This is a genomic window from Flammeovirga yaeyamensis (assembly GCF_018736045.1).
Lineage (GTDB): Bacteria > Bacteroidota > Bacteroidia > Cytophagales > Flammeovirgaceae > Flammeovirga > Flammeovirga yaeyamensis.
Genome location: NZ_CP076133.1, coordinates 1,073,407 through 1,093,421 on the forward strand (window position 1 = coordinate 1,073,407; position 20,015 = coordinate 1,093,421).

Sequence of the window (20,015 nt, forward strand, 5' to 3'; positions counted from 1 at the left end):
ATAAGCTAAAATTGTAATGTGATTATTTTTTAAGGCTTATAGTCAATTAGAAGTATGAAGAATTATTTTTTAATAAGTTTATGTATGTTGTTCTCCCTTTCCTTATTCGGTCAGAAAAAGGAAAAAGGGATGGATGAACTGTGGGGTGAAAATGGAACGAATACCCAGGTAACAGAAAAAGAGCATCAATGGTATAAAGAAGCAAAGTTTGCGATGTTTATACATTGGGGATTATATTCGGAACTAGCTGGTGAATATGAAGGCAAACATTATTATGGTATTAACGAATGGATTATGCGTAGAGCAAGTATCCAAACCAAAGACTATCGTAAATTAGCTGAAACGTTTAACCCTGAAAAATTTGATGCAGATGAAATCGCTCAACTGGCGGTGGATGCAGGAATGAAATATGTAGTCATTACTGCAAAACACCACGATGGTTTTGCTTTGTTCGACTCCAAAGTAAGTGATTATGATATCACAAACACTCCTTACAAGAAAGATTTAATTAAGCAATTAGCTAAAGCTTGTAAGAAAAAAGGGATTCGTTTTGGTTTCTATTATTCTCAAATGCAAGACTGGAACGAGAAAGACGGTTTTGGTAATACTTGGGAGTTTAATCCTGACGAAGCAGATGTACAAAAGTACATGACAGAAAAAGCATTACCTCAAGTGAAAGAATTGGTGACTAATTATGGTGATATCGGATGTATTTTCTTCGATACTCCAGGACCAATTAAACACGAACAAGTGTTAGAGTTAAAAGCAATTGTCGATAAATATCAACCCGACTGTTTGATTAACAGTAGAATTGGTAGAGGTCTAGGTGACTTCGAAACGTTAGGTGATAATGAGATTCCTTCTGAGCCAGTGGATGGTCTTTGGGAAACTTGTGATACACACAACAATACATGGGCGTATAGCAAGTTGGATTTCAACTGGAAAACACCAAAAGAAATCTCTCATCGTTTGATCGATGTAATTACAAAAGGTGGTAACTACTTGTTCAATATTGGTCCAAAAGGAGATGGTTCTGTACCAGAAGTTTCTGCTATGATTCTTAGAGAAACAGGTAAGTGGATTGCAAAATACAAAGAAGCGATCTATGGAACAGATGCCATGTATTTGGGAGGTCAAACACAATTTGCAGCCACTCAAAAGGATAACAAAATGTATGTTTTTGTAAAAGAATGGCCAAGAGACAATCAGATCTATTTGCCTAAATTTATTACAAAAGCAAAAAAGGCGTATTTCTTAGACGATCAGGCAGCGGTAAATATCAATATGTTAGAAGGTTCTACATTATTAAAATTACCTTTGAGAATGCCAGATCCAGTAGCCTCTGTGATTGTTGTTGAATTCGAAGACAAACCAAAATTAAATACAGATAAAGTATTTAATACAGGTTTGGTGACAAAACTATTACCTCATGAAGCCAACTTAACGGCTTGTTCAACAGACAAGATTCGATGGATGGAGATCTTTGGCGATTGGCATGCTACTCCAGTGATCGAAAAATGGTCTGAAAAAGGAGCGAAAGCAGAATGGGAGGTGAACGTTCCAAAAAAAGGAATGTACATTGTAAGAATCAATTACGCATGTAACGAAGATGCGGACATGCAAGAAGGTCTTTTAAAAATTAACGATGATCAGTATTATTTTGTACCTACTTATAGCGGGGATAAAAATGTGATCAAAAATAAGTTTGAAAACAGAACGATAAGAGTATTTAAAGATAGAAAAATCGGTGTGGTGAATTTCAATCAACCGGGTAAGCAGAAAATCTCTATTACCTTAAATTCTGATGACGCTTCAGGATGGATCAATCTTGCATCGATATCATTCGAACCTATTATTTCTGTAGAAGCGAATCAAAGTTTCTAATTAATTATTGAGTATATTTGAATCGTCAGTTTCATTTTGAAGCTGACGATCTCAATTTTTTATCACACGTTGTGATCAAACGAACTGAAATGAGAAAGTTATTACCCTTCCTAATCGTTTATTTTGGGGTCATTACCTCAACCTTTGCACAATTGCCAAAAGAATTATGGCAATATGCAAATACAAACACCTATATGTTTTTAGAAAATGATGTACAAAACAATACTCATTTTCAAATTCAAACCAATCATCATTTCCTTAGATTCAACTACCAAGATTTTAAATTGGAGCAACTTCGTTTGATTGATGATAATGAAGTGAATGGAAAATATTTAGAAAAAGCACAAGACGAAACATTAGATATATTATCGTTATATGTTGTCAAGAATGGACAAAAGCATAAAGTGGTACGTTTAGATGAGGATGCCCACTATGCAGGAGAAGTCATTGAAAGCGGTAAATTTTTTCAAAGAAGAAATTTTCCAGATCTTAAATTAGAAGACGATCCAAATCTTAAATTTTCTGTAGAAATTTCTTCATGGACGGATGCCCTAGATTTTCGATTGGTATTCGAAAACGATACCATTTTATCAGATGATTATCAGTTAATGATAGAATTAGACTTACCTTCTGATCAGGTAGCATTAAGTAAGAAGGGTGAAGTGATTCATGCTAAAGCCAAAAATGGAAAAGTATGGGAGATCATCAAAAGAGAGAACGACCAATTGATGATTACTCCAGAAAATAAAATCCAAGCAACTACATCAATAAAAAATAAAGAAGTGAATCTGCTGATGAGATTTAAATACGAAAATCTGCATCAAGAAGGACTGAACATTATTGCTAAAGACCTCCATCGACCGAATAGGGAAGTGGTGATTACTGAAGCGGAACAACAGCAAGCAAAAAAGATATCTTTAAACGATTCTTTTGATGGTTTAAAGGGAATGGAAAGAGTCGCTTTAACGTTAGAAAACTTAACGAATCAACCTCAATTACAACGCCTTATCTTCGAGAGAGTAGATGGTGTAAGAGACATTACAGGAATTAGTGTGATGTTAAGAGACAAAGATGGAAACCCTACAGGTATTCCAATTCAGATCTCAAAAAACTGGCACAATGGGAAAGAGTTTAAATACCGTGGACCTTGGATGCGTTCTTATACGGTGGTTTGTCTTCCTCCAAACTCAAAAGTAGAATTGGAATTATCGAAAGTTTCGGGGTATTGGGGAACATTACCGGCTGTATCGCACAATCAACTTTCATTGACAGGTTGGGGAAAGAAATTTAGAGGAAATCATCAGTTATGGGATCAAACGGCTATGGGTGCTTGGGGTGAAAGCGTTTGTTACGAACCCGATTGTGGTCAAGCCAATACTTTAATTACGGATGTAAGACCATTCATGATCAAAGCTGAAGATGACAACCCTATCGGTCCAAAAAAATACAATTGGACACCGAATGTGGGTGGTGGAGATTTTATGAGAGTATATGATGAAAATGGTCAGAAATTAAAGATCAAACGTATTAAATCGCATTATAAACGTAATTGTCCAAACCTTACAGAAGTCACTTATACTGGAGTAACAAGTAAAGATGAAGTCGATTATTCATTAACAGCGAGCATTATCAGAAACGACGATTACTTTAGAGGAATTTATACTTTAGAAATTGAAGTAAACGATACCTTTGATTTTCATCGTTTGGCCTTAGCTCAGTTTGGTTCAGAAACCTATTCTTATCAGGTAGAAAATAAAATTGCTTGGGGTAATGCAGATGGTTTGATCAAAGAGGTTCCTAATGTTCATAAAGAAAAGCAATACACTAATCAGGATATTATTATAGATGGAAAACAACCATGGTTTAGTATGCATGAAGCGAAAAACATGGAAAGTCATAAATATGCTGTTACAGGAAATAAAGGTATTGTCTTAAAAGAATGGTCGGCGACCGTGGATGGAAAAGAAATACAACCTCGTTTTTCGACTTATTCCTCAAGTAAAACAAGAGCTGGTGAACCTGTTACGCTAGTAGAAGTGAACTTGCCTTCTGATATCAAGCAATTAAAGAAAGGAGACAAGGTACGATTAGTAATGGAATTATGTGTTTTCCCTCAAGAAGCAAAGAGTTATTATGGATCTAACGAGGCTTTTGCAAAAGCTTTAAACTTGGGGCAAGATACTTGGAAACTTATGTGGAGAGAAGCCAAGAAAAACGATGTTTCCGTAAATGTTTCTAAGGGAGAAGTGGTCAGAAACTATCCTTTAAAAATAAAAGCTGTTGATAACGAAGTATTGGCAGATTTATCAAATGGTTTGGCTTATGTTCCGGTGACTATTTCTAATCTGAGCAATTACAAAGACTTTAAAGTGTCATTTACAGTAGATGATAAAGCCGTGGAATTTAATCAAGAGAACCATGGTAAGGATTATTATCAAGTAGACTTTGATCCAATAACTCAAACTTGGGAAGTGACCTTCTCCATACCAATGGATGCGGAGGTTTTAGATCAAAAATAACCTATCACTTAAAGAAAGAAATGCACTAATTGTCTAAACGATTAGTGCATTTTTTTATTAAAATCGACCTTTTTGAGCTAAAAACGAAGATGTTGAAAATGAGCAAAGATTTGAAAGATGTAATAAATACGTTTATAGTTTGTTTGTTGATATTGTGACTGATTTGAATGTTTTATCAACACACAACAACAAAAAATTATTACTTATTTTATGATTAATAATAAAACTACACTTTACTTCTTCTTGCTTCTTTTGATCTGTCCATTTTTCGGAGAAGCAAATAACATTACCATAGAAAACGTTGCACTTTCGAATAAGAATACAAATACAAAAACCGTTGAGGTGAATTTCGATTTATCATGGGATAACTCATGGAGAGTGAGTAGTGCACAAAGCAACTGGGATGCCGTTTGGGTTTTTGTGAAATACAGAAATTTAAATACCGATTACTGGCAACATGCTACTTTATCTTTAAGTGGACACAATGCTACTGGAGCAACTATTGATAATGAAGACGATACTGGAAACGGATATTCTAAAGGTGCATTTGTATACAGTGCATCTAATATATCTCAGCAAACAGTAAATTATAATGTTTCTTTAAGCTGGGCGTACGGAGAGGATCACCAAGGGGATGACGATACTTTCGAAATCAATGTCTATGGTATTGAAATGGTGTATGTGCCTCAAGGTCGTTTTGCTTTAGGGACAGGTGGTAACGAAGCTTCCTCTTTTTATACTTTCATCAATAACACTTCAAATAGAGCAAACCCGTATTATGTTTCATCAGAGGAAGCAATAGATGTTGGTGAAACGGCAGGGAATCTTTGTTATGTGACCAATGTGAATTCAGGTGAGTTTAGAGATGGAGTTATTGCTGAAGATTTTCCTAAAGGATATCAATCATTTTATTGTATGAAATATGAAATCACTCAAGGACAATTTGTGGATTTCTTGAATACTTTAACCTCATTACAAACGGGACAAAATGATTTTGTCAAGAATAAATATGGAACCAATAGAAATTCTATTCAATATGTAACGGATCAATACGTGGCAGATGCACCCTATCTTCCATATGTTCATGGTAGTCACTTAGCAATCTTTAATTATTTAGATTGGTCTTGTTTGAGACCAATGTCAGAGTTTGAATTCGAAAAAGCATGTAGAGGAACAAAAACACCGGTACATAGAGAATTTGCATGGGGAGAAAGTACATATAACCCAGATGACTTTACTTTAGCTAACCTTGGAGCGTTTAATGAAGAAATTACTGCAAATTACAGTGCTACGTTAGGCAATGCTGCGTTTAGTGAAACATTAGGGAATGTGGGTGGACCAATAAGAGTTGGTATCACTGCAACGAGTACATCTGATAGAATTCAATCGGGAGCTTCCTACTATGGCATTATGGATTTATCTGGAAGTGCTTTTGAAGCAGTGGTCATCGTTTCTTCAGAAGAAGGAAGAAAATTTGATGGTTCTCATGGTAATGGATTGTTAAGTAATATCGGTAACTATACCATCGATGGATGGCCACAATTAATTGAAGCTAATGAAGGTGCAGGTATTCGCGGAGGAAGTTATGTAAATACCAATGATCAGGCATATGTGTCGACAAGAGGCTTAGCAGCTATATGTTACCCAACTAATTCGGGTAGAGATTTTGTTGGAGGAAGAGGAGTTCGTACTGCACCAAAAAATTAATCATAGGCACTTATGAAAAAATATAAACAGATAAGTGCATTGTTATGGATAATGCTATTCGTTAGTTCATTATCAGTAAATGTTTGTGCCCAAGATATTTTTATGGGCGGAAATGGTGGTGGAGATAATTCTAACAGTTTAATGCAATCGGTAAATTCTACTTCTCATAATTTTTTTATGGGAGGGGAAGGAAATGGGTATGCCTCACAAACGATATTAGAAACTCAGAACTCAACGAGTTACAATATATTTAAAGGTGGTGTATCTAACGGATATGCTTTGGGTAATGATTTAGATGTTTTTGGTTCAGTATCTCATAATATATTTACAGGAGGGGAAGCGAAAGGATATGCTAAAAACACGGTAATGGTCGACGAAGATTACGATCTTCCTATCGAATTAGGTGTATTTGAAGTAAGGAATGTTCAAGGTAAAGCTTTTATTCGTTGGACAACGCTTACTGAAATAAACAACGATTACTTTGTCATCGAAAAATCGGTAGATAGAAGAAATTGGGAGATAGTAACTCAAATAGAAGGAGCAGGGAATTCAAATAATAGATTAGAGTATTCTACAACCGATCCATCAACATCAAGAGGAACGTCATATTATCGATTAAAACAAGTCGATTTCGATGGTCAGTTTACCTATTCTGATATCAGAATATTTAATTTGGAAAATGCTCCTAACATTGAACTCTATGCTTATCCTAATCCAGTAATTAACGAATTGACCATTCTTTTAGATAAAGATTATCATCAGTTAATTCAGATGTATTCTATTAACGGGGAAGCTATCCCACTACAAATAATAAATCAAACAGATCAAGATATACGTTTAAATGTGTCTCATTTAAACAAAGGATTTTATGTGATTAGAGTAGGACACTTAGGAGTTCTGAAAATCGTGAAGTAATGTCAAGCAATTCAATTATTAAACCCAAGACAAGTTGTTTTGGGTTTTTTTATATAAAATGCCCCAACACGTTGCACATGATTTGTCTAGAACACTACCTTATCATGCTTTACCTAAATCGGCAAGACCATTAGATGCCTTCGATTTAAATAAATATTGCCCTTAGGTGTATGACTATAAAGTGAATGAGGATTGGTATCATTTATCTAGGTACAACGACCACCCTCAATTTATATCCACTAATAGACACATTATGCAAGGAATGTTAGATTTGAAAATGTGCCAATGGGTGGCATCAAATAATAGTTTGGTGGGAATTTCTGAAGTAATACAGCATGATCCCTATGAAATACTCATCGCCAATAATGGATATCAAATAAAAAGAGTAAATGTTAATAGAGGAGTTGTGAAGATTGTTAATTTAGATCAGGATATATCAAAATTAGTGATACAATCTGATGAAAATAAACAAATCCATTGGGAAGTAAAATATGAGCATCAGTTGTAATAATTTACTTTTTTTAGTGTATAACTTAAGAGGTTTAAGCACTTAGAATTTTTTAATAAAGAATTTGATAGAAAACAGCATAAATAAGTTTGTGTTGTTTTTTTGTTTTGTAGTCAAAGAAATTGAAATGACGATAATTTGCTATTTTGTTAATAACAATGGAAAGAAATAGACTATTAACAGCACGAATAGTGTTTAAATGGACGTAAATACTAATTTTGCTAACAAATGAAATAAATAGACAAGTAATTAAGTGTAATTGTTACCTAATTTTGAACTAAGCAAAAAGCAATTATCAACTAATACTAAGTATGGTGAAAGGGAATAAACTACTTTTTAAATTACTTCTTTTTATTCTATTCATAGTCTGTTCAAACGAAACTATCGCTCAGGAAGAAAGAACTATTCGTGGTATAATATACGATACAAAAGGGATTACTGTTCCTGGTGCATCTGTAGTTATACTCGAAGAAAATAGAGGTTCGATTTCTGATATCGACGGTAAGTTTACATTAGAAAATGTAAAACCCGGAGATGTTATTAAAGTCACTTTTATTGGTTACGAAAGTTACCAAATGAGGATTAAGGATGGAATGAAAGAAGAGGTGAAAATTTACCTCAAAGAAAAAATCCAAAAACTGGATGAAATTGTTGTCATCGGTTTTGGTGAGCAACGTAAAGAAGACCTGACAGGTTCTGTAGGTCGAGTATCTGGTAAAGAAGTCGAGAGATCGGTAAATGCCTCTTTCGAAAACGAATTACAAGGTCGTATGGCGGGTGTGCGTGTGGTAACCAATAGTGGTCAGCCCGGAGCATCTTCTTCGATTAGTATTCGTGGTGTTAACTCAATTGGTGGTAACAACCAACCTTTGTATGTGATCGATGGTGTACCAATGATGACAGACGACAACATGGGGTTTGCTCAGGAAGGAGGAGCTGGACAATCCGCTCTTGCAGACATTAACCCAGCAGACATTGCATCGATTGAAGTATTAAAAGATGCTTCTTCTACCGCGATCTACGGTGCAATGGGTTCTAATGGAGTTATCTTGATCACGACAAAGAAAGGTGATCTTGGAAAGGTGAAAACCCAAGTAAGTTCTAAGTATGGTGTGCAAAGGTTAAATAGGAATTTATTTATTCCTGTTCTAGATTCAAAAACGTTTCTTGATATGCGTAAGGAGATCGGACGAGGAAGAGAAGATTACAATCCAGACTCCTTAACTTCTACAAATTGGCAAGATATCTTATACAAAGATGGATCTATCTTCGATTTAAATGCTTCCGTGTCTGGAGGTAATCAGAAGTTTAACTTTATGGCATCCACGAACTATTATACCTCAGATGGTATCATTGAAAACTCAGGCTTCGACCGTATGTCGTTTAGAACGAACTTTTCTGCTGAATTAAGTAAAAAAGTGAGAATTTGGGCGAATGTATATGTATCACAATCATCATCTGGACAAGTAAACACAGGTACCGGATTTGATGCAGCAAAAGGTCAAGGTAGTGTAGTAATGCAAGCTATCCGAGCACAACCAACCATGAACCCAGACGGTACTTCTATCATTGACAATTCAAATAATTTAGAGTTAAGAAACTCTCCAACCCAATTGGCTGAAGAAAATATTATGCGTAATGCAAATGATATGATGACAAGTAGTTTAACGATGCAATATAAAATCAATAACAACTTCACATATCAAGCAAGAGGAGGTTTTAACTCGGGTACAAGAGAAAATAATTTTTACAGATCTAGTGTTTTAAATACTGTAGATGATACAAAAGGTTGGGCAAGAAGAAGATTTTCAGCCTATAACAACTGGAATGTAGATACAGATATGACCCATTATAAAAAGTGGGGAAAATTTGATGCAAGAACAATGGTGATGGCTTCAGCTAGATTTAGTGGAAATGAGTGGATGCAAATGGAAGCATCGAACTTTCCATCGGATGAAATGCTTTGGCATAATATGGGCGCCGGATTATTACAATTACCAAGTTCAAGTGGTTACGAACAAAGAACAATGTTGAGTTTAACTGCGAGATCTATTATGAGTTATGATAATCGTTATTTCTTAACCGCATCAGTTCGACATGATGGTGCTTCACAGTTCTCTGAAGGAAACAAATGGGCGACTTTCCCGGCTGCAGCTTTATCTTGGAAATTGAACAACGAACAATTCCTTAAAGATGTACAGCAACTTAATCTATTAAAGTTTAGATTGAGTTATGGTGCCAATGGTAACCCTGCCAACAGAGTAGGACGATCACTTTCTATTTTCTCCAATCAAAATGCTGTATTAGGTCATGATAAAAGTAGATACAGTGTATTTAGAGAAGCATTCTTTAGAAATGATCAGCTGAAGTGGGAGCTGACAAAAGAGCTAAACTTAGGTTTTGATGCAAGTGCATTTAATAACAGAATAGAGGTGACAGCTGATTATTATGTGAAAAATACAAATGATCTTTTGTTAGAAACTAACGTTCCTGCTTACACAGGTTTTAATACTGGATTGGTGAATATTGGCTCCCTTCAAAACAAAGGTTTCGAAGTAGCATTGACAACCACCAATATTGAAAAAAATGATTTCACTTGGATTACAAGAGGTGTATTTACAAGAGCAAAAACTTGGATTACATCTTTGAGAACTGATACATTAAATGCGGGTTATATGAATCCTTGGAACGGTGGTGATGCTACACAGCAACTAATTGCAGGCAGAGAATTAGGTACATTCTGGGGATACAAAGCAGATAGAATTTATCAATACGAAGATTTTAGAGAATTCAGAGGGTTATCTACAGAAGAAGCCGCTGTGAAATTCAGAAATGATTTAAAGAATGCAGGTTATCAATATGCTAGATTAGGATACACTCCATGGAAAGAAAATGAGGTGGGACAAGCCCTTTATCCAGGTCAACAAAAATATGTGGACCAAAATGGAGATGGGAAAATCGATGCCAACGATAAAATGGTCATAGGCACCGCCCAACCAGATTTTGTTTGGTCACTAGAAAATAGGTTTGAATATAAAAACTTATCTCTTAGCATCTTCTTTATGGGTGAACACGGGAGAAGTATGGCGAACTTAACCATGTGGCGACTTGGGTTTATGAACGGAATTGGAAACGTGACTCAAGAAATCTACGATAGAAGGTGGACTCCAGAAAATCCGAATAATCATACGCATGTAGCTTTGTTGGATAATAGCGCAACCAATCTTCCTTTTAGTGACATAGTTATTGAAGATGCCTCATTTATTCGATTAAAAAGAATTGATTTGATGTACCGCTTCAACTTGAAATCGATTACCGGTAACGTATCATTTGCTGTAACAGATCTGTATACATGGACCAATTACAGTGGATACAATCCGGATGTTTCATTAACAGGTCACAATGCTTTAAAGATGGGACACGATTATGGTGTATATCCGTTGCCGACTTCATATACTATTGGTTTGAACCTTACTTTTAATTAAGAAATGAATTATCAAAAATATATTTATATAGCTTTAATCACTCTATTGAGTTGCTTATCGGGTTGTTCAGTCTTTTTAAAAGAAGACCCTAAAGGGTACCTCACAGAGCAAGATTTCCCTCATACGTATGAAGGAGCAGTAAGCTTAGCATTAGCTCCGTATGAGAACTGGGTGAATGGTGGGTTTATCTATGGAAGATTCTTTTTACTATGGGACTCAGGGACAGATGATATGAGCCCAATCGGTAGAGCGAATGATCCTATTATTAGACCGTTTGTATTACACAACTTAACTTCTGATGAGCAGTTTTCTTATACTGCGGTTTGGACTCCACTTTGGAAAGGTGTTGCCGATTGTAATAGAGCCATTGATATTATCTCTCGCATGGAAGTAGGTGATATTACCCCTGAACAAAAGACAGAAGTAATTGGTGAAATAAGAGTACAACGTGCTTTATACTACTATCATTTGGTAAGAATGTGGGGCGATTTACCGTTTGTTGATCGACCTCTTAACCAAATGAATGAGTTAGAGAATGATAAGATAGAAAGAGTAAGTGCATTAAAAATTTACGAAGATCTTATTATACCTGATTTAGAATATGGTTACGAATATTGTCCAGATTTTTATCCTTCTTCTTTTGCAGGCAGAATGACAAAAACATCTGCGGCGGTCTTATTATCTGATGTATGTTTGACTATGGCAGGTTGGAGATATACTTCTCAAGGAAATTTATTAAAAGGAGATAATGCCTATTTAAAATTAGCAGAGGAATGGGCATTAAAAGCTTTAAATAATAAAGGTGGATTTGATCTTTACACTGTAGATGATACCAACCAAGGTGATGCTGCTTGGTTACCCTGGAGAAACCCTTTCTCTAAAGAATCAGTGGTTGAATTCGGTAACATGTCTGGTTTTGGAACTGGACAACAAGGTGAAGGTCTAACTGTAGTTACAGATGCAATGTTTTTAGGTGGAACTGATTTTTGGGGAATAAATGTTCCACAATACGAAGGAGCAGCTCGTGGTCTTTACATTCCAACTCCTGATTTATGGAGAGCATTTGAGGAAGGAGATCAACGCAAAACACATACTATGTTGATAAAAACGCTGAAAGCTAATGGTGATTCTGCTTATAGCATTCCATTGTATCATAAACTATTGGATCCTAAAATTTATAAAGGAGAAAGTGGTTTTCAACATAGTGATGGTGATAACAACATAGTGCTCTATAGAATTGCCGATGCTATTTTAAATTATGCAGAAGCTTCTAACGAAATCAATGGACCAACTGCTGAAGCAATTTTTCAGATCAATAGATTAAGAACTCGTGCTGGACTTACAGCCTTAGTGGCAAGCGACTTGGATCAAGATTCTTTCCGCGATGCTATTTGGCAAGAAAGAAGAGTTGAACTTAATGGAGAAGGGAAAAGAAAATTCGATCTCATTAGAACGAATCGCTTAAAGCAATTGGCTGATGGAAGAGATTTATATTATCATTCATCTGACAACCCAGAGTGGAAAGGAAACGGCGAAAGAGAAAATATTCTCATTAACTTTGTGTGTTTGCCTTATCCTCAGCACGAATATTTATGGCCTATTCCAAGACCAGAAATGACCTTACACCCTAATTGGAAACAAAATTACGGTTACTAATATGAGACAAAAAATGAAAAATATTATCAGTGTAAATATTCTATTGGTGCTCTTTTTCTTTGGATGTACTCAAACCGAAGAGGAAGCTATAAAACAAGAACCAAACGGAATTAGTATAAGTCCTTGGGAAGTTCCTGTATCTTTAAAATCCCAAGATACACTACAATTCATGGCCTATCATAAACCCGATTTTGAGGAAGCAACAGACATGATTTGGACAGTGGAATCTCCAAATGATGCCATTACAGTCGACGAATCAACTGGTCTCGTACATACACAAAACGATGGTTGGGCAATGCTTGTGGCTAGATCGGCAACAAGTCCTATTTCAGATACTTCCTATGTAGTCGTAAGTAATAAACTGGCTTCTGTAGATTTTATTGAACCTGTTGAAGTGGAGGTTGAAGGAGTTATTGGACAAACAAAACAAGTGTATGCTTTTACCACTCCGTACAATGTCTCTGATATGGGATTAATTTGGTATGAAGCCGATGAACCAGAAAAAATCACTGTCACTCGAGATGGTAAAGTAACTCCAAAAGTTCCAGGCTTAACTTATGTTTTGGCTCATACTATAAGAACTGAGGATAGAGAAAGAATCTCAACAGCCATTCGATTTGATGTTCAGCCAACCATAGCGGTAGAAGAGATTGTTTTTGCAGAAGAACAATTTGAGAAAACTGTTACAGAAGTATTCGATCTTGATTTTTCTGTACTTCCTGAAAACGCCAATGATACCATCTTTACGTACCATGTAGCAGACACGACAGTTATAGGTATACATCCTGAAACAGGACAATTGGTGGGTAAAAAATTAGGGTCGACTTATGTTTTTGTATCCAACGGTCAAATGCACTCTGATCCTATCAAAGTAATTGTAGAAGAACCAATTTTGGCAGAAGGAGTGACATTAACCAACCCTCATGGACCAATTCAATTTATTGGTCAGACTGTTAAGTTAGTCCCTGAATTTAGACCAGAAGATACTTTTGATAAAACAGGAGCTTGGACGTCTTCAGATCAATCAATTCTTATGGTTGATCAAGAAGGAAATGTAACATCAGTAAGTGATGGCGTAGCAAATGTTCACTTTGTATCGAATGATGGAGGCTTTGAATCAGATATTGATGTTGAAGTGAAGACTAGATTAGATTATATCATAGATGGAAATATTAATCCTGAAATTATTACAGAAATGCAGAATTTCAGAACATCAACATCCATTGCTATTACTTCTGATCGAAATGGTAACGATAAGGAGATGTTGAAAGTAGTGAAGAATGGTGCTCACGAATCGAAGCAGATCCTATTCTTAAATGGCAATATTCATAAAGACTACCAATTAGAATATTCTGTTTGGGTAAAATTAGAAACACCAGAAATCGAATTGGAGAAATATGATATTGCACTAAGAATCACAAACAATGCGGAGAACATCAGATATGATAAAGTGATTCCTGTAGACAATTCGGTATATGAGAAATGGGTGCAATATACTTTCAATTTCGACGATGTTCTTTTTGATCCTCAAGATTTTGGCCGAATAGAATTGATCTTCCAATACGGTGATCAAAGAGACGAAGGAATTGGCAAAGTATATTATGTCGATGAATTCAAAGGACCTGGTTTAGACCAAGACTAGAAATTCCATTGGGTATGTAGGGACGTTACACTGTAACGTCCTTACAAACCCTTTGATAAAACCTCTTGCAAATTTTCGTACAAGATTTTTTAAGTATAAAACCATTGATCAATCATTTTTTTAAAATCAAATTTTATCTAAATGAAAAGAACGCTTACACTCTTTATTTTAATTCTACTATCCATTTTTGGTTTTGAGGTTCAAGCTCAAATACAAGTTTTTGGTACTGATGGATTAATGGATCGACCCACTACTTGGGGTGCTTCTTCTGATGTCTTAAAATCATTCAAAGGCAAAGAAAAAGTGGTGCATTTAAAACGAAATCAAATAGCCTATGGAGGCGTATTGTTTGATACTTACTTAACATTTGATTTCTCTAAATCGAATACGGTAAGCTTTGAAGCCTATTACCCGACACCATCAAAAAAATTGGATGAGTATACATTAATGTTCGGTGTAAGAGTGAAAGGTGATCAGGGGGAACATCAAGTGTTACATAAGTTTGCAGTCAAATCATTTGATCAATGGGAGAAATATACGTTCACCATAGACCCTGATGATGGAATCGATTATCAATCGGTAGCTCTAATTATGCAGCCTGGAAGTAAGAATGGGGAAGGCGATGGTTTAGAAATGTATTTAACGAATGTGGAAATACCCGGTATTTCAGCGGATGATATCAAAGTGAATATCACCACAAATATGGAAGGAAATCAGATTTTACTTCAGAAGTATACGTCGCCTAACATTGTGTCTAAACTAAAAAAGCCTGTTTTTAAGGTGATTAAAAATGGATACAAAGTATTGGAGATTGCCTCTGTTAAAGCAGATGATGATCAAGTAGTGATTCAATTAGAATTGACGATTGGTCCTAATGATGATATCAAATTGTCTTTTGAAAAAGGGAGTATTTATGATGAAGCAGGACATACCCTAAAGTACTTTAAATATCAAGATGTAAAGAATAAAGTTCCTGTAACATATGACGTTTACACTGATTTTGGTTTAGCCAACAAATATCTGAACGGTCGCTACAGTGGTTACCGTGCAGATTTGCTGACAGTCACCGATCCAAAGTATAAAAATGGAAAAGTATTACAGGTAAAGAGTACGGAATTAAAGAGTTGTGCCGTTTTATTTCATCTTACAGAGCAGATAGACATCACTAAAGAGAAAATATTTAAGGTGAAAGTGTTTGTTCCATCGCCTAAAGAAGGTGTAGAAAAAGTAAAACTAGACCTTTGTTTTCGTCAAGATCAAAAGGCCGATAATCAGTTGGTCAAACAAGAAGTGATAAGCACGTTCGACAAATGGGTAGAACTTGTTTATGATTTCAATGGGGAACAGCCCGAGCAAAAAATATACAATTCAATCTGTATTTCTTTTAACCCCGACCCTATGTCGGAATACAAAAAACAACTCTCTTTTTACTTAAAGGAACTACAAGGTCCCATAAAAACAATTAACTAAAATAACAGAATCGAAATGAAACGATTATTACCTTTTATTAAAATGATGGCTGTAATGCTATGCATTGCACTATCATTTAATGCAAACGCACAAAACCAATATACTTATTGGAATGTCAACGGTAAAAACGTTGGTGAATTAACTTCCTTGAATCGTGTTACAGGATCAGAAAGTAGCGATCCTACAGGCGAAAGCTGTTATAAACAATACACAGTTATCCGTTCTGATGCACAAAGACCTTATCTTAATTTTGATTTGGATGGAGTGATTGATTTCTCGGATTCCAAGGAGATTAAATTAAAGATGTTTACGTTTTCTCCCGATAAACCAGTAACAAATACAACCCTTGCTATTGGTTTATATGATAAAGAACTTTCTGCAGAAAAGTTAGCTTATGCTACGGTAGAAAATTTTGATGAGTGGGTGGAATACACTTTTAATTTTGACGATGTAAACACTGAAATAGCATTCTCTACAGTACGTGTTTATTTTAACTTCGACGACAAATCGGGAGAGTCAAATAATATGATCTATGTGTTGGATCATATCACAGGACCTTTGGTAAAACAAGACATGATCAATACAACGGCTTCAGTTTTAGAGGACGGCCGTCGTGTTCAAATCAACTTCTTAAATCATACGGAGTTTGCTCAATTTTTTAATCCAACTTTCAAAGTATTCAACGAAGCAGGATCAGAACTATCTGTTCGTCAAACATCTATTCAATCTGCTTTTATTGAATTGCTATTGAATGAAGAAGTTCAAATCAACGAGAAATTGACTTACAGCTTTGTTGGTGGAACTGTTTCAGATATAGATGGATTAGTTTTATCTCCTTTTGCAGGAAAAGAAGTAATGAACAATTCTAAGATAGATGAGACTAATTCACTACTTTATAAATTTGGTCAACCTTCTTTATTGAACTTAGGAAATCCATATCAATTTACTTTAGAGGAAACTGCTAAAGATCCTGTTAACCCGTCTGAAATTGCCGGTAAATTTGTCAGAGGTGAATCTCAATGGGTAAATATTGTTTGGACATTATCAAAAAATCACGAATTTGATTTTACTTCATCAAAAACATTCTCATTTGATGTTTATTTAGAGGATATCAATAAGTTAGATTTAAATAAAAAGGTAAATATTGGTTTTAGAAGATATGATGCTGAGGGGAATCGTTTACCTGATTTAAATCTACCAAATCACCAAAGCATTACTTGTTACGGAAATTGGGCAACATATACTTTTGATCTCTCAGAGTATACGATGGACGATTTAAACGGCATTACCGATGTGTTATTCTATATCGCTCCGTCAGATGACAATTTGAAAGGTACAGGTTTGACGGGGTATATCAACAATGTTCGTGGACCTAAAATCATTTCTGATGAGTTAGTGGCTTCTGCATCATTAAGTCCAATGAACAATAAAGTTTTAGTAGACATTGTATCTTTTGGCGAGTTGACAACAGTAACTACTCCAGATTTTACGGTAACAGAAAATGGTCAGCCTGTAGCTGTGACTATGGTGTCTAATACTGAAAGACAATTAGTATTAGAATTGGAAAGAACATTGGACATGGATGCCGAAATTGTAGTGAGCTATAATGCGGATAATGGTAAAGTTCAGGACGAAAATGGTTTTGTGTTGGCTTCTTTCACTCAGAACCTGAACGAACAAAAAGTAGTAGTAGAAAAAGAAATGGAAAATGGTGTTTTCTATTTCTATGATGGGTCAACAACGAATCCATTGTTCAACGTAAACCCAGTAAACCAAGTGGTTGAAGTAGTGGATAATCCATTCCCTACCGCTGAGGTGGCTGATGCAAAAGTCTCTAAGATTGATCGTAAAAAAGGACATAGAGCTATTCAGTACATGAATCTATTGGATGGTGCGACGATTTATGGAGACAGAAACCTGAAATTCTCTATCTATGTATATCAGGAAGGTCAAGCTGAAATGATCAGACAAAATGTATTGCAATTCAGAATATTCACTCCTGGTAGAGCGGGTAACATCGTAGAAAGATTAGATGTAGTGAAACAAGACGGATGGGTGAAATATACTTTTGATTTTACAGATTTCGTAACCAATAACACCGACGGTTCATTAGTAAAAGAATCTGTATACGATACTTTTGAGTTGACTTTTGGTGAAGATATTGGAGATGGTGGTTCAGACGCGACTATCGAGAGCACAATTTATTATGCCACCAACTTCTTTGGACCACATGTACAATCGGATGGAGATGCTTCATTGTATTCATTAATGTCAGATGATATGTATTTGGACGGATTATCTGAAGGAACGAAAAACTTTACAATCGATGTGACTTATGGTGCTGAAGTACCTCAAATTTCAGCTGTTGCTAATAATAAAGAAGCAGTAATTGATATTGCTCAAGCAAATTCACTAAGCGAAAATACAGTGGTGACGGTGACTTCAAAAGATGGTAACACAACTGAAATTTACACCATCACTTACAACGAAGCTGCTCCATCTATGAATGCAGATTTAAAGGAGATTTCATTAAACGGTTTTGCAATAAGTAACTTCGATCCTGCTCAAACAGAGTATACAATTACCTATTTACGTGGAGAAACAACAGTTCCTGAGGTCGATGCTATGGTGGCTGATGAAACGGCTACTTATTCAATAGATGCACCAATGGAAATTCCTGGTGAGACGGTTATTACTGTAACTGCTCAGAATGGAGATGAAAAAGTATATACTTTACATTTCGAATGGACAACAGCCTCAGATATCAATACGGTAGAATACATAAAAGTAAATGATGTGGCGATTGCAGAATTCGATCAGAATACTTTAATGTATGAAGTAACTTACCCTTATGGAACGACAGCTATTCCTACGGTGACATCTTCTACAACAGATGAGTTCGCATCTATAGATATTACACAAGTACCAATGATGCCGGGTGATGCAACTATTGAAGTAACTGCTCAAGATGGATCGGTAAATACATATACTGTCAAATTCTTATTAGGAGCACCTTCCACAGATGCCACTTTAGCTAGTTTAAGCATAGACGGTCAGCCACTTGATAATTTCTCTGCAGATGTATTCGAATACAATGTAGAATATCCGTACGGAACAACTACTATCCCAGAATTATCAGGAGAAACTTCTTTTGTAGATGTAGCGAATGTAGAAACAAACCAAGCCACTGCTATGCCTGGTTCAGCAAGTATTGTTGTTACTGCGCAAGATGGTGTAACAATGTTAACATATACAGTAAATTACAATTGGGGTGATCCTTCAACAGATGCATCTATCACAGCAATTTTATTGGATGGTGTAGCCATGGAAGAATTCGAAGTAGCTACTAATAATTACGAAGTGATGTTACCTGCAAGTACAGAGACTTTACCAGTGATTACGGTGACAACATCAGATGAGAATGCTACTTATGAGGTGTCTACTCTTGAAGGTTTGGAAGGTGAAGTAACGATTACAATTACTGCACAAGACGGAACAACGACATCAACTTATTCTATCAATTTCTCTTTAGAAGTATTATCTGATAATGCCAACTTAACTGCCATTTTATTAGATGATGTAGCCTTGGAAGGATTCAATGCAGATGTTTTTGATTACGAAGTAACGGTATCAGCATTGCAAACAGTTACTTATACTTTAGAAGATGAAACAGCTTCTGTTGAGGTGGTACAAGCAACAGTCTTTGGAGAGAAAGCAATAATTAAAGTAACTGCAGAGGATGGTGTTACAGTAAAAGAATATACTGTATTGTTTAAGCAGCTAGCACCAACTTCTATTAACGATCTATTTGCGGATATCAAAGTATATGGTTTTAACCAAGTGTTGACGTTATCATCAAAAGATGGATTTAGAAACAATGCTGTAAGAATCTTTAATACAAACGGACAGCTAGTGCATCAACAAAAAATTGATGGTACTAAAGTTCAAATCAAAAACTTGAGATCTAGTATCTATATCGTTCAATTAGAAATTGACGGTCAGGTATATGTTCAAAAAGTGATGTTATAAAAACACTAGAATCATTCACACTATCAAAGTGATATTCTATTTATAAATTTTATTTTCCGTATCGAAAACTAGGCTTATCACCTTAGTTTTTGATACGGATTTCTCCATTACAAAGCATCCACATATTTACATTCTGTTTGTCCTGAGTGATGCAATTTGTTCACCAATCCCCATTTTTAAAGCAAATAACCAATTTTTGA

General features: G+C 35.5%; 10 protein-coding genes. All 10 read left to right on the top strand.

What is annotated here, in order from left to right:
- Positions 1-54: 54 nt before the first annotated feature.
- The 10 genes from KMW28_RS24165 to KMW28_RS24210 all read left to right on the top strand — a co-directional run bounded on the left by KMW28_RS24165 (position 55) and on the right by KMW28_RS24210 (position 19,815).
- Positions 55-1,884, top strand: a complete 1,830-nt coding sequence (locus tag KMW28_RS24165) for an alpha-L-fucosidase (RefSeq protein WP_169661831.1) — start codon at positions 55-57, stop codon at positions 1,882-1,884.
- Between the two features lie 89 nt (positions 1,885-1,973).
- Positions 1,974-4,403, top strand: a complete 2,430-nt coding sequence (locus KMW28_RS24170) for a hypothetical protein (protein WP_169661830.1) — start codon at positions 1,974-1,976, stop codon at positions 4,401-4,403.
- 210 nt (positions 4,404-4,613) lie between these two features.
- Positions 4,614-6,110, top strand: coding sequence for an SUMF1/EgtB/PvdO family nonheme iron enzyme (locus tag KMW28_RS24175; protein ID WP_169661829.1), 1,497 nt, complete (start codon positions 4,614-4,616; stop codon positions 6,108-6,110).
- Positions 6,111-6,122: 12 nt separating this feature from the next.
- Positions 6,123-7,025: a T9SS type A sorting domain-containing protein gene (locus KMW28_RS24180; RefSeq protein ID WP_169661828.1), complete on the top strand. Its 903-nt coding sequence runs from the start codon at positions 6,123-6,125 to the stop codon at positions 7,023-7,025.
- Between the two features lie 253 nt (positions 7,026-7,278).
- On the top strand, positions 7,279-7,533 hold the full coding sequence (locus KMW28_RS24185) for a hypothetical protein (RefSeq protein ID WP_215585973.1): 255 nt from the start codon (positions 7,279-7,281) through the stop codon (positions 7,531-7,533).
- Positions 7,534-7,844: 311 nt separating this feature from the next.
- Complete coding sequence (locus tag KMW28_RS24190; protein ID WP_169661826.1) at positions 7,845-11,018, top strand: SusC/RagA family TonB-linked outer membrane protein; 3,174 nt, start codon at positions 7,845-7,847, stop codon at positions 11,016-11,018.
- 3 nt (positions 11,019-11,021) lie between these two features.
- On the top strand, positions 11,022-12,674 hold the full coding sequence (locus tag KMW28_RS24195; protein WP_169661825.1) for a RagB/SusD family nutrient uptake outer membrane protein: 1,653 nt from the start codon (positions 11,022-11,024) through the stop codon (positions 12,672-12,674).
- A gap of 13 nt (positions 12,675-12,687) precedes the next feature.
- Complete coding sequence (locus KMW28_RS24200) at positions 12,688-14,316, top strand: Ig-like domain-containing protein (RefSeq protein ID WP_169661824.1); 1,629 nt, start codon at positions 12,688-12,690, stop codon at positions 14,314-14,316.
- A gap of 141 nt (positions 14,317-14,457) precedes the next feature.
- Positions 14,458-15,786 carry a hypothetical protein gene (locus tag KMW28_RS24205; RefSeq protein ID WP_169661823.1) on the top strand — a complete coding sequence of 443 codons (1,329 nt, stop codon included), beginning with the start codon at positions 14,458-14,460 and terminating at the stop codon, positions 15,784-15,786.
- Positions 15,787-15,801: 15 nt separating this feature from the next.
- The gene (locus tag KMW28_RS24210) at positions 15,802-19,815 is read left to right on the top strand and encodes a T9SS type A sorting domain-containing protein (RefSeq protein ID WP_169661822.1); all 4,014 of its coding nucleotides are present in this window, start codon (positions 15,802-15,804) and stop codon (positions 19,813-19,815) included.
- Positions 19,816-20,015: the final 200 nt, after the last annotated feature.

Coding starts and splice junctions, on each gene's coding strand:
- KMW28_RS24165 (WP_169661831.1), top strand. CDS start 55: ATGAAGAATTATTTTTTAATAAGTTTATGTATGTTGTTCTCCCTTTCC.
- KMW28_RS24205 (WP_169661823.1), top strand. CDS start 14,458: ATGAAAAGAACGCTTACACTCTTTATTTTAATTCTACTATCCATTTTT.
- KMW28_RS24170 (WP_169661830.1), top strand. CDS start 1,974: ATGAGAAAGTTATTACCCTTCCTAATCGTTTATTTTGGGGTCATTACC.
- KMW28_RS24185 (WP_215585973.1), top strand. CDS start 7,279: ATGCAAGGAATGTTAGATTTGAAAATGTGCCAATGGGTGGCATCAAAT.
- KMW28_RS24195 (WP_169661825.1), top strand. CDS start 11,022: ATGAATTATCAAAAATATATTTATATAGCTTTAATCACTCTATTGAGT.
- KMW28_RS24210 (WP_169661822.1), top strand. CDS start 15,802: ATGAAACGATTATTACCTTTTATTAAAATGATGGCTGTAATGCTATGC.
- KMW28_RS24180 (WP_169661828.1), top strand. CDS start 6,123: ATGAAAAAATATAAACAGATAAGTGCATTGTTATGGATAATGCTATTC.
- KMW28_RS24190 (WP_169661826.1), top strand. CDS start 7,845: ATGGTGAAAGGGAATAAACTACTTTTTAAATTACTTCTTTTTATTCTA.
- KMW28_RS24175 (WP_169661829.1), top strand. CDS start 4,614: ATGATTAATAATAAAACTACACTTTACTTCTTCTTGCTTCTTTTGATC.
- KMW28_RS24200 (WP_169661824.1), top strand. CDS start 12,688: ATGAAAAATATTATCAGTGTAAATATTCTATTGGTGCTCTTTTTCTTT.